The following is a 13357-nucleotide window of genomic DNA, read 5'->3' as shown; positions in this document are numbered from 1 at the left end:
TGTTAATGCAAAGCCAACTCGTTCCAAAGCGTCCGATGAACACCGATGTTGAAATCACTTGTAAACGTTGGCATCGGATCTCCGCGAAAATAGAAATTCTTGTAGCCCGTTTCTGTGGCAGAGTAAAATATCACCCCAACTCGATATAGGCTCTGTAGGACGTTATCCCACCCGGAATCCTCTAGCGTTGCTACATAATCGTCCTGGTCGCGAAGAAGCGCTATCCTCTGCAACCACTGGGGTCGCGTATAGTTTCGCCGCCCGCCACGCAGAAGCTTGTCGATACCGGAAAGAGCAATTGGATCGAACTTTACGCCTAGCCCTGACTTTGCGTCCTGCCAAAGCCTTGTTCCCAAGTCTGGCAACACGTTCTCTGTGAGGGTCTTTCTCCGAAAAAAGTTCATGGAGCCATCAAAATTCTGCGCAAGCTCAAAAAGAAGTGCCATGTCGCGCGGGCGGTACCAAGTCTTGTCAATTAAGTTCGTCGGGTAGCCCTGCTGAAAATATCGCGCTTTGACAATATTGATTTCATTAGTGGTAATTCCGGCTGACGTGTCAATAGTGGGGTCTTGAACAGCCATCCTGTTTAAGATGGTCCGCTCAAGCGGATGGGTCCCGCTCTTCACAGATTTTGGCCAATCTAGCTCAACACCTCTATCGCGAACAATTCGATGCACCTCATACTTAACCTCAGCAACTTCATCAACAATTTCACGCCGGATAGCTGCGACAATTCGAATGTCGCCAGCCTCAAATCGTTCAGAAAAATCTCTTATTGCCCTAATTAAAGAGGATATCGCCGCAACCTGGATTCGATCACCATCATCGCCCCTCTTGTAGATTTCCATTTCGTCAATAAAGACGAATATTGGCGAGTTTGCCAAGTAAACCTCTTCAAGTGCATCTTCTGCTATTTCAATGTAGGTCTCCAAGTCACTAGGGCCCGCCTCAGCAAAAGATCCCTGTAGAGTTAAGCTGGGGTTCTTAGAGAGCTCCAATTGAAAAGTCTCTAATGATGGATATCTCTTGCGGTTCTGCTCAGACTGAGAGATCAGACGCGCCGCCTCAATAGATTTAAAGAAAGTCTCTGCATGCCTCCCAGTCATGTTCCGCCTGCGAAGAAGGCGTGAGATCTGAGTCAGTAGGAACAACCGCCAAAAAACTCTTGCATCTTCATCTGCCGAAAAAACGCTATCATTGACTATCTCTTCGTTGGGCCTGCCTGCGAGAGTCTTCCTAAATCGGGCCAGCTGCTTATCAGAGAACGTACTTTGGAAATAGTAAAAATGAGTAAACGCTTCGAGGTCTCTCTCACATAGTATTCGAATATACTGGAGAAGTGCAGTTTTTCCTGACCCCTTTCCTCCATACACAAAGTACTTTCGACCATCGAAGAAACGCTCAATATCAAACGCCTCTGGAATAACGAAGCTCTCCAGAAACAGTTGTTTTTCTTCTTCAGAAAGGAGGCTAAGATTTCGAGCGTCCTCCGCGCCGAAATCAAAATCTCTAATCTTCATTTCAGCCACTCCGATTCCAATTTGACACAATATTAGGCAGCAGGCATCGATTCGCGTCAACGGTTCTTGCGTCAACAGCGAACACCGCGCCCCATGCGCAGTGTGGCGACCCGGCCCCTGACGCCCACCCAAGGGTGAGCGCGACACCACTTGAGGCGCCACCGTGCTGAATTGTACGAATTGACCATGGTTTTTTACTTTCTCCTTGCTATCTGCCGCCCCAACCCCCATGTACCCCCTGCGAACGTTATTCTCTTTCGACCACTGTCTCCCTCATACGGCTGTCAGTCCCTCGATCCAGACCGACCACGCCAGGCCGCCGCATTCTGTGGGCGGCACCCAAGTAGGAGACATCACGATGGCCAATGGCACCGTGAAATGGTTCAACGCCACCAAAGGCTTCGGCTTCATCGCACCCGCCACCGGCGGCAAGGACGTGTTCGTCCACATCTCGGCGCTGGAGCGCTCGGGCCTGTCCACTCTGAAGGACGACCAGAAGGTCACCTTCGACGTCGAATCCGGCCGTGACGGCCGCGAATCGGCGATCAACCTCGCGCTGGCCTGAGCCGGCCCCTGCGCCGGATCCCCGGCGCGGACCCGAAAGACCCGGAAAGGCGCGCAGCCCTGCGCGCCTTTTCTGCATCCGGGAGGCTTGCACGGCGCCGCCGATGCCCCCAGATCGTTGACAGGATAAATCACAACCACCCGGCCTGCCCCATGTCCCATCACCTCACCTGCCTGACCTGCGGCACCGTGAACCGCGTCCCCGAGGAGCGGCTGACCGCGCACCCCAAATGCGGCACCTGCGGCGCCCGGCTGGTGGAGCCCAAGGTCCACGACCTCGACACCGCCACGCTGCGCAAGGCCGAGACCAAGGACACCCTGCCCCTTCTGGTGGATTTCTGGGCGCCCTGGTGCGGCCCCTGCCGCGCGATGGCGCCCGAGTTCGAAAAGGCCGCCCGCGCGCTCGCGCCCCACGCCCGGCTGGCCAAGGTGAACACCCAGGTCCACGGCGACGCGTCCCAGCGCTACGGCATCCGGGGCATCCCGCTCCTGATCCTGTTCCGCAACGGGCAGGAGGTGGCGCGGCTGACCGGCGCGCGGCCGGCCGCCGAGATCGAGGCCTTCGTGCGCAGCCACGCCCGCGCCCGGGCCTGAGCGGCCCTTTCCGTCGCCGGAAATGCCCCTATGCTCCGCGCCATGGCGGCGGAGACCCATGACATCGTGATCCTCGGCGGCGGGCCCGCGGGCGCGGCGGCGGCCGCCACCGCGGCGCGGGCGGGGCTCAGGACGCTCCTGATCGACAAGGCGCGCTTTCCCCGCGACAAGCTCTGCGGGGGGCTGTTCACGGGGCGGGCGCGGGACGAATACCGCCGGATCTTCGGCCGCGACCTCGACCCCGCCCTGTTCTCGGAACGCCGCGCCATCGCCTTCCACCTCGGGCCCACGCCGATGGGGCGCATGGACGACGTGCCGCCCATGTACCTGACCATGCGCCGCCCGCTCGATGCGCATCTGCTGGCGTTGGCCGGGGAGGCGGGCGCGACGCTGCGCACCGGCACGCGGGTGGTGCAAATCGACCTCGCCGCCAGCCGGCTGGTGCTGGAGGATGGCACGGCCGTCGCCTACCGGGTGCTGGTCGGGGCCGACGGGGTGACCTCGGCGGTGGCGCGGGCGCTGTTCGGCCGGCCCTTCGACCCCGCGACGATCGGTTTCGCGCTGGAAAAGGAGATGCCGCCGGTCAGCGACCCCGAGACGCTGGCGACCGTGCGGGTGGATTTCGGGGTCGCCGACTGGGGCTATGGCTGGAGCTTTCCCAAGCCCGGCTCGACCACCGTGGGGGTCGGCGGGCTGCAGGCGCGCAATCCCGACATGAAGGCGCGGATGCGGGCCTATGCCGAGCGGCTGGACCAGGGCGACGCCGAGGGGATGAAGGGGCATTTCCTGCCCTTCGGCGATTACCGACGGCGGCCCGGGCGGGGCAACGTTCTGCTGGCCGGCGATGCGGCGGGTTTCGTCGACCCGATCACCGGCGAGGGGATCGCCCATGCGCTGGGGTCGGGGCGGCTGGCGGCCGAGGCGGCGGCGCGCGCGATCCGCGAGGGGCGGGCCGAGGAGGCGGCGGGCCTTTACCGCGCCGCGACGGCCGAGATCCGGCTGTCTCTGGCGATCGCGCGGGTGCTGCGCCCGATCGTGTTCTCGGAGACGATGGCGCCGCTCTTCGCCCGCCGCTTCGCGGGCTCATCGCGGGTCAAGCAGGCCTATATGCGGATGCTGGCGGGCGAGATTGGCTACCCGACGCTGCTGGCGCTGGTGGCGTGGCGGCTGCCGCGGGCGATCTGGCGCAGTTGGCGGGGCGGGGCGCCCGGCCCCGCTCAGAACCGCGCGTAGTAGATCAGCGCGACGGGAATCACCATCGAGGTCCAGAGGCAGAAGAAGAACGCCGCGCGCCCCATCTTGAGCCAGAGCTGGATATCCGGGTCCTGGGCGAAATCGGCGCTGACCTCGGTCAGGGCCGAGGTCGTCACATCGAAGACTTCCATGCGGGACATCTGGGTATTCTCCTCTCCTACGCGCGCGCAGTTCCGCAACATAAGCGCCCGCGCCGGTCGGTCCAGTGCACCACGCCGGGTTTCGCTAGATTGAGCGGAAAAACTCCCTATCATCCGATCACGTCCCCGCGACCGGAGTTCAACCATGGTTCGACCCACCCGCCTGCTTGCTGCCGCCCTCGCCGCCCTCGCGCTTGCCCTGCCCGGCCCGGCGCCGGCGCAGAGCGCACAGGAAACGGCCTATGTGATGGGCCTGATGGAATCGATGAACGCGCTGTCGGTGCGGTTCAACCGCGAGGTCTGCGGCTACATCCTGCGCCACCCCAACGGCGCCTATTCCTCCACCAAGGTCAGCTGGGGCGGCCACGCCTCCTGCGCCTCTCTGCCGGTGACCGACGGGATGGACGTGGTGTCGTCCTGGCACACCCATGCCGCCTGGGCGGAGGAGTACGACAACGAGGTCCCTTCGATCCAGGACGTCGAGGGCGACATGCGCATGGGCGTGAACGGCTGGGTCGGCACGCCGGGCGGCCGGCTGTGGTTCGTGGACGGGCGCACGGGCTTCATGCGGCAGGTCTGCGGCCCGGGCTGCCTGCCCGAGGACCCGAACTCGGTCGAGGGCAGCCAGGGGCCTGTGGGCGAAAGTTATTCGCTGGATGCGCTTTACGCCCGGTTCGGACAGACGCGCTGATCCCGGCGGGCCCAAGGGGGGCGCTGCCCCCCGTCGCGTTCCGCGACTCCCCCCGGAGTATTTTCAAAGCAAAGATGGGACAGGCCCGCGCGGGTGATAGCGCGGGCCTTGTCGCTGCTACTCGGCGGCTTCCTGGTAGCTGTCCAGCGGCGGGCAGGTGCAGACCAGGTGCCGGTCGCCGTAGACGTTGTCGACGCGGTTGACCGGGGGCCAGTACTTGTCGACGCGGAAGGCGCCGGGCGGGAAGCAGCCCTGTTCGCGGCTGTAGGGCCGGTCCCAGTCGCGGATCAGGTCCTCCATCGTGTGGGGGGCGTTGCGCAGCGGGCTCGCCTCGATGGCCATGCGCCCCTCCTCCACCTCGCGAATCTCCTCGCGGATCGCCAGCATCGCGTCGCAGAAGCGGTCGAGCTCGGCCTTGGTCTCCGATTCGGTGGGCTCCACCATCAGGGTGCCCGCCACCGGCCAGCTCATCGTGGGCGCGTGGAAGCCCGCGTCCATCAGGCGCTTGGCGATGTCGTCGACGGTGACCCCCGCCTCGGCGAAGGGGCGCGTGTCGAGGATGCACTCATGCGCGACGCGGCCGTTCTTGCCCTTGAACAGCACCGGGAAGGCTCCTTCCAGCCGACGCGCGATGTAGTTGGCGTTCAGGATCGCCACCTTGGTCGCCCGCGTGATCCCCTCGCCGCCCATCAGCTTCACGTAGGCGTAGCTGATCGGCAGGATCGAGGCCGACCCGTAGGGCGCGCCCGACACCGGGCCCTCGGTGCCGCCGGTCTCGGGGTGGCCGGGCAGGTAGGGCGCGAGGTGCGCCTTGACCCCGATCGGGCCCATGCCGGGGCCGCCGCCGCCGTGCGGGATGCAGAAGGTCTTGTGCAGGTTCAGGTGGCTCACGTCCGCCCCGATGTCGCCCGGCCGCGACAGACCCACCATCGCGTTCAGGTTCGCGCCATCGAGGTAGACCTGCCCGCCATGGGCGTGGGTGATGTCGCAGACCTCGCGCACGGTCTTTTCGAACACGCCGTGGGTCGAGGGGTAGGTGATCATGCAGGCGGCCAGCCGGTCGCCCGCCGCCTCGGCCTTGGCGCGGAAATCGGCGATGTCGATGTCGCCGTTCTCGGCCGCCTTCACGACGACGACGTCCATGCCGCACATCTGCGCCGAGGCCGGGTTGGTGCCATGCGCCGAAACCGGGATCAGGCAGACGCGCCGGTCATGGTCGCCGCGCGCCTTGTGGTAGGCGGCGATGGTCAAGAGGCCCGCGTATTCCCCCTGCGCGCCGGAATTGGGCTGCATCGACATGGCGTCGTAGCCGGTGATCTCGCACAGCTTCGCGGCCAGCTCCGCGATCATCTCGGCATAGCCCTCGGCCTGGTCGGCGGGGGCGAAGGGGTGCAGCGAATTGAACTCGGGCCAGGTGACCGGCATCATCTCGACGGCCGCGTTCAGCTTCATGGTGCAGGACCCCAGCGGGATCATCGCCCGGTCGAGCGCAAGGTCGCGGTCCGACAGCCGGCGCATGTAGCGCATCATCTCGGACTCGGCCCGGTTCATGTGAAAGATCGGGTGCGTCAGGTAGGGCGTCGTGCGCAGGAGCGCCTCGGGGATCGCCGGCGCCGTGCCGGCGGGCAGGAGCGCCACGCCGAAGCTGCGCGCCACGTCCTCCAGGTGTTGCTCGGTCGTGGTCTCGTCGACCGAGATGCCGATCCGGTCCGACCCCACGTCGCGCAGGTTGATCCCGCGCGCCACGGCGGCGGCCATGATCCGGCTCTGCTTGTCGCCCACCGGCACGGTGATGGTGTCGAAATAGGCGTCGGCCTCGGGTGCAAAGCCGCCCTTGGCCAGCGAGGCCGCCAGCCGCACCGCCTTCAGGTGCACCGCCTGCGCGATGGCCTTGAGCCCCTCGGGCCCGTGGAACACGGCGTAGAAGCTCGCCATCACCGCCAGCAGCGCCTGCGCGGTGCAGACGTTCGAGGTGGCCTTTTCCCGCCGGATGTGCTGCTCGCGGGTCTGCAGCGACAGGCGGTAGGCCTTGTGGCCGTGGCTGTCGACCGACACGCCGACGATCCGGCCCGGCATCGCCCGCTTGTGCGCGTCATGGCAGGACAGGAAGGCCGCGTGCGGCCCGCCATAGCCCAGCGGCACGCCGAAGCGCTGCGCGCTGCCCACCGCGATGTCGGCGCCCATGGACCCGGGGTCCTTCACCAGCGTCAGCGCCAGGAGGTCGGTCGCCACGATCCCGATCGCCTTCTCCGCGTGCAACGCCGCGATCAGGTCGGTCGGGTCGGACAGGTGCCCATAGGTGCCCGGATACTGGAAGATCGCGCCGAAGACGCGGCCCGGCTCCAGCGTCGCGGGGTCGCCCACGATCACCTCGATGCCCAGCGGCTCGGCTCGGGTCTTCATCACCGCGATGTTCTGCGGGTGGCAATTCTCGTCCACGAAGAAGGCCCGCGCCTTCGACTTCGCCACGCGCTCGGCCATCACCATGGCCTCGGCGCAGGCGGTCGCCTCGTCCAGCAGCGAGGCGTTCGAGATCTCCAGCCCCGTCAGGTCCGCGACCATGGTCTGGAAATTCAGCAGCGCCTCGAGCCGCCCCTGCGCGATCTCCGGCTGGTAGGGCGTGTAGGCCGTGTACCAGGCCGGGTTCTCCAGCACGTTGCGCTGGATCGCGGGCGGGGTGTGGGTGCCGGAATAGCCCTGCCCGATCATCTGGACCATCGGCTTGTTCTTCGCGGCGATCCCCCGCATGTGCGCCAGCAGCTCCGCCTCCGACATCGGGTCCCACTCAAGCGGGGCCTTCTGCCGGATCGAGGTCGGCAGGGTCTGGTCGATCAGGTCGTCGACACTCGCCGCGCCCACCACCTTCAGCATCTCGGCCATCTCGGCGGGCGAGGGGCCGATGTGGCGGCGGTTGGCGAAATCGGTCGGGTCGTAGGCGGTGGGCGTCCAGGGCATCGGGGTCGTCCTCTCAAGGGCCGGGCGGGCGCATGGCCCTCTCCCGCCGCATCTTTGCTTCCAAAATACTCCGGGGGAGACGCGGCCCCGCGGGGCCGCGGCGGGGGCAGAGCCCCCTCGGACGGTCACTCCCCGATGTGGTCCTTGTACTCGTCCTCGTCCATGAAATCGTCGAGCGCGGCGGTGTCCTCGATCTTGATCTTGAAGAACCACGCCTCGCCGGTCGGGTCCTCGTTCACCAGCGCGGGGTTGTCGACCAGCGCCTCGTTCACCTCGACGATCTCGCCCTCGATCGGCGCGACGATGTCCGAGGCCGCCTTGACGCTCTCGATCACGACGATCTCGTCGCCCTTGGCGACCTGGGTCTCGACCTCGGGCAGTTCCACGAACACGACGTCGCCCAGCTGCTGGGCGGCGTACTCGGTGATGCCGACGGTGACGATGTCGCCGTCAAGGCTCAGCCATTCATGGTCTTCGGTGTATTTCATCGGGGGCCTCTTGGGACGTGGATCAGCGTTTGTAACCGGGGGTGACGAAGGGCAGCGGCACCTGCGCCGCGGGCAGGCGCTTGCCGCGGACGTCGCCATACAGGGTCGCGTCCGCGGGCACGCCCGCGTCGATCAGGCCCAGCGCGACGGGGGCGCCGAGCGAGGGGCCGAAGCCGCCCGAGGTGATGTGGCCGATGGCGGGGCCGTCGGCATCGGCGTGCAGCGTGACGCCCGCGCGCATCGGCGCCCGGCCCTCGGGGCGCAGGCCGACGCGGCGGCGGGGGGCGCCCCGCTCCAGCTGGTCAAGGATGATACCGGCGCCGGGAAAGCCGCCCGCCCGCGCGCCGCCGGGGCGGCGGGCCTTGCCGATGGACCAGCCCTGCCCGGCCTCGACCGGGGAAATGCCCTGGTCCATCTCCTGCCCGTAAAGCGGCAGTCCGGCCTCCAGCCGCAGCGAATCGCGGGCGCCGAGCCCGATGGGCGCCACGCGCCCGTCGGCGAGAAGCGCGCGGGCGAAGGCCTCGGCGCGCTCCACCGGCACCGAGATCTCGAACCCGTCCTCGCCGGTGTAGCCCGACCGCGAGATCCAGAGGTCACAGCCGTCCCACTCCAGCACCGCCACGTCCATGAACCGCATCGCGGCCACGCCCGGCACCAGCCCCGCAAGCGCCGCCTCGGCCAGCGGCCCCTGCAGCGCCAGCAGCGCCCGGTCCGTCACCTCCTCCACGCCCGCGACATGCGCGCGCAAATGCGCGAGGTCCTGCACCTTGCAGGCGGCGTTGACCACGACGAACACGTCGCCCGCCCGGTGCGCGACCATCAGGTCGTCCAGCACGCCGCCGGCGTCGTTCGTGAACACGCCGTAGCGCTGCCGCCCCTCGGGCAGGCCCAACAGATCGGCCGGGATCAGCCCCTCGAGCGCGGCCAGCGCATCCTTCGGCAGGCGCACCTGCCCCATGTGGCTGACGTCGAACAGCCCGGCCTTCTCGCGCGTCCACAGATGCTCGGCCATCACGCCGGCCGCGTACTGCACCGGCATGGCATAGCCCGCGAAGGGCACGAATTTCGCGCCAAGCCCGGCATGCAGCCCCGCCAGGGGCAGCTCGGTCAGCGTCTCGGCGGCGGCGGTGTCGGCCATGTGTCCCCGTCTCGTGTTGGGCCTGTGGCCCGGCATCTTGTGCGCACGGCCCCCGGCCGCGCCTGTCGATGCCCCCTCTGTCCTTTCGCCTGAGATCGTTATCCCTTCGGCGGGTGCCGCTGCACCACTCTCCAGAGCTGTCTTGCCGAAACAGGTCCCTTGCGCCTGAGAGTTTACCGGGGCGGTTGCTCCTTCGGCCCTGACCGTGACCGGCCAGCGTCTCCCTGCATCGACGCGGCCGAAAATATCAGGCTCGGGGGGCACCGCAAGGCCCCTTGTGCAGCCGCGGCGCTTTGGCCATCAAACCCGACATGGACCTGCACGGCGCACCCTATTTCTTCGGCTACGGCAGCCTGGTGAACCGGGCGACGCACGACTACCCGCGCGCCTCCCGCGCCCGGGTGCGCGGCTGGGCGCGGGTGTGGCGCGGCACCTCGCTGCGGCAGGTGGCCTACCTGTCGGCGACCGAGGCGCCGGGGGTCGAGATCGAGGGGCTGATCGCCGCGGTGCCCGGCGGCGACTGGGCGGCGCTGGACGCCCGCGAACGCGCCTATGCCCGGCACCCGCTGGCGATGGTCACGCACGACCACCCCGAAGCGCTCAGCATCATGATCTACAAGGTCGAGCCGCACCACATCAGCACGTCCGCCGCGCATCCGATCCTGCTCAGCTATCTCGACACCGTGGTGCAGGGCTACCTGCGGGAATTCGGAGAGGCCGGCGTCGCCCGCTTCTTCGAGACGACCCGCGGCTGGGACGCCGGCATCCTGAACGACCGCGCCGCGCCCCGCTACCCCCGCGCGCAGGTCACGACCGACCGCGAACGCGCGATGGTCGACGCTGCGCTCAGGGACCTCGGCCTGTAGGGCGCGCCGTCACGGCGCGCCGCTCACAACGCCGGTTTCTTCTGCAGCAGCCGCATCACGTCGGCCATCTCGGGGCCCTTCTCGCGCCCGGTCACGGCCTTGCGCAGCGGCATGAACAGACCCTTGCCCTTGCGGCCGGTGGCGTCCTTCACGGCGGCCGTCCATTTGCCCCAGGTCTCGCCGTCATAGGGCGGCTCGGGCAGCATGGAAAACGCCTCGGCCACGAATTCCCGGTCCTCGGGGTCGACCAGCGGCTCGGCCCCGTCGCGGAACAGCGCCCACCAGCCCGGCAACTCGGCCTTGGTGGTGATGTTGGCCCGCGCCACTTCCCAGAACGCCGGCGCCAGCGCCTCGGGCACGCCCAGGGCGGCGATCTCGGCCGCCACCGTGTCAAAGGGCGTGTCGTGCAGGATGCGGGCGGTCAGCGGGAACAGGTCGTCCACGTCGAACTTGGTCGGCGCCGCGCCGAACTGCGACAGGTCGAAGCCCTCGGCCAGCTCGTCGATCGAGGACGCCAGCACCACCGGCTGCGACGACCCCAGCCGCGCCATCAGGCTCAACAGCGCCATCGGCTCCACCCCCGCCGCGCGCAGGTCGCGCAGGGACAGCGTGCCGAGCCGCTTGGACAGCGCCTCGCCCTGCGCGCCGGTTAGCAGCGAGTGATGCGCGAAGGCCGGGTGGTCCGACCCCAGCGCCGCCATGATCTGGATCTGCGTCGCGGTGTTGGTGACATGGTCCGCGCCGCGCACCACGTGGGTGATGCCCATGTCGATGTCATCCACGACCGAGGCCAGCGTGTAGAGCACCTGCCCGTCCGCCCGGATCAGCACCGGGTCCGACAGGCTGGCCGCGTCGATCGACAGCGCGCCGAGGATGCCGTCGACCCACTCGATCCGCTCCTGGTCGAGCTTGAAGCGCCAGACGCCCGCGCCGCGTTCGGCGCGCATCTTCGCCTTGTCCTCGTCCGACAGCTTCAGCGCCGCGCGGTCGTAGACCGGCGGCAGGCCCATGTTCAGCTGCTTCTTGCGCTTGAGGTCCAGCTCGGTCGGCGTCTCCCACGCCTCGTAGAACCGCCCCGCCGCGCGCAGCCGGTCGGCGGCGTCGGCATAGCGGTCGAGCCGGTCCGACTGCCGCTCCATCCGGTCCCAGGTCAGGCCCAGCCACTCCAGGTCCTCCTGGATCGCGTCGGCATAGGCCTGCTTGGACCGCTCGGGGTCGGTGTCGTCCAGCCGCAGCACGAAATGCCCGCCCGCCTTGCGCGCGATCAGGTGGTTGAACAGCGCGGTCCGCAGGTTGCCGACATGCAGGTAGCCGGTGGGCGAGGGCGCGAAACGGGTGGTGACGGTCATGGCAGGGGCCTTTTTCAGCACGCGGGAGGTCTTTCAGATCGGGGCGGAATTGTCCATATCGGGGCCATGAGACGCCCGCCCGATTTCGCCGACCTCGCCGCCCCCGGCCTCGACGCGTTCGAGGCGCTGGCCGAGGCCGCGCTCCTGTCCATCCCCGAGCCCTGGGCCCGCGCCGCCCGGCAGGTCGCGGTCCGGGTCGAGGACTTCGCCACGCCCGAGATCCTGTCGGACATGGAGATGGAGGACCCCTTCGAGCTGACGGGCCTCTACGACGGCGTGCCCCTGACCGAGAAATCGGTGATGGACCAGCCGATGGGCCCCGACACGATCTGGCTCTACCGCCGGCCGATCCTCGACGAATGGGCCGACCGGGGCAACGTCACGCTGGGCGAACTGGTGGCGCATGTGCTGGTGCACGAGCTGGCGCACCACTTCGGCTGGTCCGACGACGACATCGCCCGCATCGACCCCTGGTGGGAGTGAGCCGGCCGCGCGGGCCGGAAACCTTCTGTTAACCCTTGCGGGCTAGCACCGGGGAACCGGGGCGCGGGCCGCGCACGGTGGGTCGGGTTTCACAATCGAGAGTTCGTCATGGGCGTCCCGTCGTTCGGCTGCACCGCGCTGTCCTGCATGGCCGCCTGGATCGACGGGGTCGACCTGCCGATCTACCTGGTGGAACGGCGGCCGGGGAACAGGCTGGTCTTTGCCCATGCCAATGCCGCGCTGCTCGACCGGCTCGGGCTCACGCGCGACGACCTCGTGGGGCGCGACATCGCCGCCGTCCTGCCGCCCCGGCTGGCGGCGCGGCTGGCGCGCGACGTGCGGCGCTGCCTGGCGACCGGCGCCTCGGTCACCTACGAGGAAACGCTGGCCATCGGCGGCCGCGACAGCTGGTGGCAGACGACCCTGTCGCGCCCGCCGCAGCTGGCCGGGCGCATGGTGCTGGGGGTCGCCGTCGAGACCACGGCGGCCCGGCGCCGCGAATTCGCCGCCGCCGAGGCGCTGGCCGAGATGGCCGGCCGGTTCGAGGACCTCAGGCTCTACGCCGCCATGGCGGCCCATGATGCGCGCGGGCCCCTGTCCACCGTCGCGGAACTGCTCGACCTGGTGCTGGACGAGGGGCGGGGCGATGCCGGCAACCTGCCGCTGCTGGCCCTGTGCGCCCGGACGGTGGCCACCGCGCTCGACCAGATCGGCGGCACGCTGGAACGGGGCCGCGCGCTCGAGACCAGCCCGCCGCAGCCCGAGCGCGTCGATCTCGGCCGGCTGGCGGGGGACATCGCGGCGATGGTCGACCCCGCGGGCCGCCTGCGCATCGCGCTGCCCGAGGGCGAGGTGACGACCGATGCCGTGGTGCTTCAGATGGCGCTGCGGAACCTGATGGCGAATGCCGCCCGCCACGCCCGCTCCGAGATCGCGGTGGCGCTCTGCCCCGCCCCCCGCGCGGGGCTGCTGACGCTCTACGTGGCCGATGACGGGCCGGGCCTGCCGCCGGGCGTGGCGCCCGCGGCCCTCAGTCACGCGGTGCGCCGGCACGACGGGTCGCGCGGCTTCGGGCTCGACGCGCTGACCCGGCTGGCCGCCAGCCGCGGCGGCTCCTTCGACACCGCGCGCGGCCCCGGCGCGCCGGACCTGCCGGGCGCGCTGTTCCGCCTCTGCCTGCCGGGCCGGGCCCTGTTGCCGGCGGTGGCGGCGCCCGCGGCGCGCCGCGCCTGACGCCGCCGCGCAGGGGCGCACAGGCCCTGTGCGCCTGGGCCCGGCCCCGGTCACGCAGCCGTGAAGGTCGGGCGCGGCAGGC

13 protein-coding genes and 1 riboswitch are annotated in these 13357 nt (G+C 68.3%); of the genes, 7 read left to right on the top strand and 6 right to left on the bottom strand.

Features of this window, described 5'->3' with window-relative positions; all coding sequences use genetic code 11:
- Positions 1 to 2: 2 nt before the first annotated feature.
- Positions 3 to 1520, bottom strand: coding sequence for a P-loop ATPase, Sll1717 family (locus tag HCU73_RS00930; RefSeq protein ID WP_420853572.1), 1518 nt, complete (start codon positions 1518 to 1520; stop codon positions 3 to 5).
- A gap of 358 nt (positions 1521 to 1878) precedes the next feature.
- On the opposite strand from HCU73_RS00930, the gene HCU73_RS00925 reads away from it, so the two are divergent.
- From HCU73_RS00925 to HCU73_RS00915, 3 genes are all read left to right on the top strand, one after another.
- Positions 1879 to 2085, top strand: coding sequence for a cold-shock protein (locus HCU73_RS00925; RefSeq protein ID WP_168621530.1), 207 nt, complete (start codon positions 1879 to 1881; stop codon positions 2083 to 2085).
- Positions 2086 to 2237: 152 nt separating this feature from the next.
- Positions 2238 to 2678 carry a thioredoxin TrxC gene (gene trxC, locus HCU73_RS00920; RefSeq protein WP_168621529.1) on the top strand — a complete coding sequence of 147 codons (441 nt, stop codon included), beginning with the start codon at positions 2238 to 2240 and terminating at the stop codon, positions 2676 to 2678.
- Positions 2679 to 2708: 30 nt separating this feature from the next.
- A complete protein-coding gene (locus HCU73_RS00915) occupies positions 2709 to 3911 on the top strand; it encodes a geranylgeranyl reductase family protein (protein ID WP_239025407.1) in 1203 nt (400 codons plus the stop codon).
- On the opposite strand, the gene HCU73_RS00910 is transcribed toward HCU73_RS00915, so the two are convergent.
- Positions 3896 to 4072, bottom strand: a complete 177-nt coding sequence (locus HCU73_RS00910; protein ID WP_168621527.1) for a hypothetical protein — start codon at positions 4070 to 4072, stop codon at positions 3896 to 3898. The two genes, HCU73_RS00915 and HCU73_RS00910, sit on opposite strands and share 16 nt — an antisense overlap.
- Before the next feature lie 145 nt (positions 4073 to 4217).
- Here HCU73_RS00910 and HCU73_RS00905 point away from each other — a divergent pair, with 145 nt between their 5' ends.
- Positions 4218 to 4763: a DUF4329 domain-containing protein gene (locus HCU73_RS00905; RefSeq protein ID WP_168621526.1), complete on the top strand. Its 546-nt coding sequence runs from the start codon at positions 4218 to 4220 to the stop codon at positions 4761 to 4763.
- Positions 4764 to 4880: 117 nt separating this feature from the next.
- Here HCU73_RS00905 and gcvP read toward each other — a convergent pair whose 3' ends face one another.
- The 3 genes from gcvP to gcvT form a co-directional block, all read right to left on the bottom strand.
- A complete protein-coding gene (gene gcvP, locus HCU73_RS00900; RefSeq protein ID WP_168621525.1) occupies positions 4881 to 7718 on the bottom strand; it encodes an aminomethyl-transferring glycine dehydrogenase in 2838 nt (945 codons plus the stop codon).
- 125 nt (positions 7719 to 7843) lie between these two features.
- The gene (gene gcvH / locus HCU73_RS00895) at positions 7844 to 8206 is read right to left on the bottom strand and encodes a glycine cleavage system protein GcvH (protein WP_168621524.1); all 363 of its coding nucleotides are present in this window, start codon (positions 8204 to 8206) and stop codon (positions 7844 to 7846) included.
- Between the two features lie 22 nt (positions 8207 to 8228).
- Positions 8229 to 9344: a glycine cleavage system aminomethyltransferase GcvT gene (gene gcvT, locus HCU73_RS00890; protein WP_168621523.1), complete on the bottom strand. Its 1116-nt coding sequence runs from the start codon at positions 9342 to 9344 to the stop codon at positions 8229 to 8231.
- Positions 9345 to 9486: 142 nt separating this feature from the next.
- Positions 9487 to 9580: riboswitch (glycine riboswitch) on the bottom strand.
- A gap of 75 nt (positions 9581 to 9655) precedes the next feature.
- Between gcvT and HCU73_RS00885 the strand changes: the two genes are divergently transcribed.
- Positions 9656 to 10210, top strand: coding sequence for a gamma-glutamylcyclotransferase family protein (locus HCU73_RS00885; protein WP_168621522.1), 555 nt, complete (start codon positions 9656 to 9658; stop codon positions 10208 to 10210).
- Positions 10211 to 10233: 23 nt separating this feature from the next.
- Here the strand turns inward: HCU73_RS00885 and gltX are convergent, their stop codons facing one another.
- Positions 10234 to 11559 carry a glutamate--tRNA ligase gene (gene gltX / locus HCU73_RS00880; protein ID WP_168621521.1) on the bottom strand — a complete coding sequence of 442 codons (1326 nt, stop codon included), beginning with the start codon at positions 11557 to 11559 and terminating at the stop codon, positions 10234 to 10236.
- Between the two features lie 66 nt (positions 11560 to 11625).
- Here gltX and HCU73_RS00875 point away from each other — a divergent pair, with 66 nt between their 5' ends.
- Positions 11626 to 12042, top strand: a complete 417-nt coding sequence (locus HCU73_RS00875) for a metallopeptidase family protein (RefSeq protein WP_168621520.1) — start codon at positions 11626 to 11628, stop codon at positions 12040 to 12042.
- Positions 12043 to 12150: 108 nt separating this feature from the next.
- On the top strand, positions 12151 to 13275 hold the full coding sequence (locus HCU73_RS00870) for a sensor histidine kinase (protein ID WP_168621519.1): 1125 nt from the start codon (positions 12151 to 12153) through the stop codon (positions 13273 to 13275).
- Positions 13276 to 13357 lie beyond the last annotated feature (82 nt).

Source organism: Roseicyclus persicicus, assembly GCF_012395815.1.
Lineage (GTDB): Bacteria > Pseudomonadota > Alphaproteobacteria > Rhodobacterales > Rhodobacteraceae > Roseicyclus > Roseicyclus persicicus.
This window is presented reverse-complemented; position numbering and strand designations above follow the sequence as displayed.

Coding starts and splice junctions, on each gene's coding strand:
- HCU73_RS00910 (WP_168621527.1), bottom strand. CDS start 4,072: ATGTCCCGCATGGAAGTCTTCGATGTGACGACCTCGGCCCTGACCGAG.
- gcvP (WP_168621525.1), bottom strand. CDS start 7,718: ATGCCCTGGACGCCCACCGCCTACGACCCGACCGATTTCGCCAACCGC.
- gcvT (WP_168621523.1), bottom strand. CDS start 9,344: ATGGCCGACACCGCCGCCGCCGAGACGCTGACCGAGCTGCCCCTGGCG.
- HCU73_RS00925 (WP_168621530.1), top strand. CDS start 1,879: ATGGCCAATGGCACCGTGAAATGGTTCAACGCCACCAAAGGCTTCGGC.
- gcvH (WP_168621524.1), bottom strand. CDS start 8,206: ATGAAATACACCGAAGACCATGAATGGCTGAGCCTTGACGGCGACATC.
- HCU73_RS00875 (WP_168621520.1), top strand. CDS start 11,626: ATGAGACGCCCGCCCGATTTCGCCGACCTCGCCGCCCCCGGCCTCGAC.
- HCU73_RS00870 (WP_168621519.1), top strand. CDS start 12,151: ATGGGCGTCCCGTCGTTCGGCTGCACCGCGCTGTCCTGCATGGCCGCC.
- gltX (WP_168621521.1), bottom strand. CDS start 11,559: ATGACCGTCACCACCCGTTTCGCGCCCTCGCCCACCGGCTACCTGCAT.
- HCU73_RS00905 (WP_168621526.1), top strand. CDS start 4,218: ATGGTTCGACCCACCCGCCTGCTTGCTGCCGCCCTCGCCGCCCTCGCG.
- HCU73_RS00885 (WP_168621522.1), top strand. CDS start 9,656: ATGGACCTGCACGGCGCACCCTATTTCTTCGGCTACGGCAGCCTGGTG.
- HCU73_RS00930 (WP_420853572.1), bottom strand. CDS start 1,520: ATGAAGATTAGAGATTTTGATTTCGGCGCGGAGGACGCTCGAAATCTT.
- HCU73_RS00915 (WP_239025407.1), top strand. CDS start 2,709: ATGCTCCGCGCCATGGCGGCGGAGACCCATGACATCGTGATCCTCGGC.
- trxC (WP_168621529.1), top strand. CDS start 2,238: ATGTCCCATCACCTCACCTGCCTGACCTGCGGCACCGTGAACCGCGTC.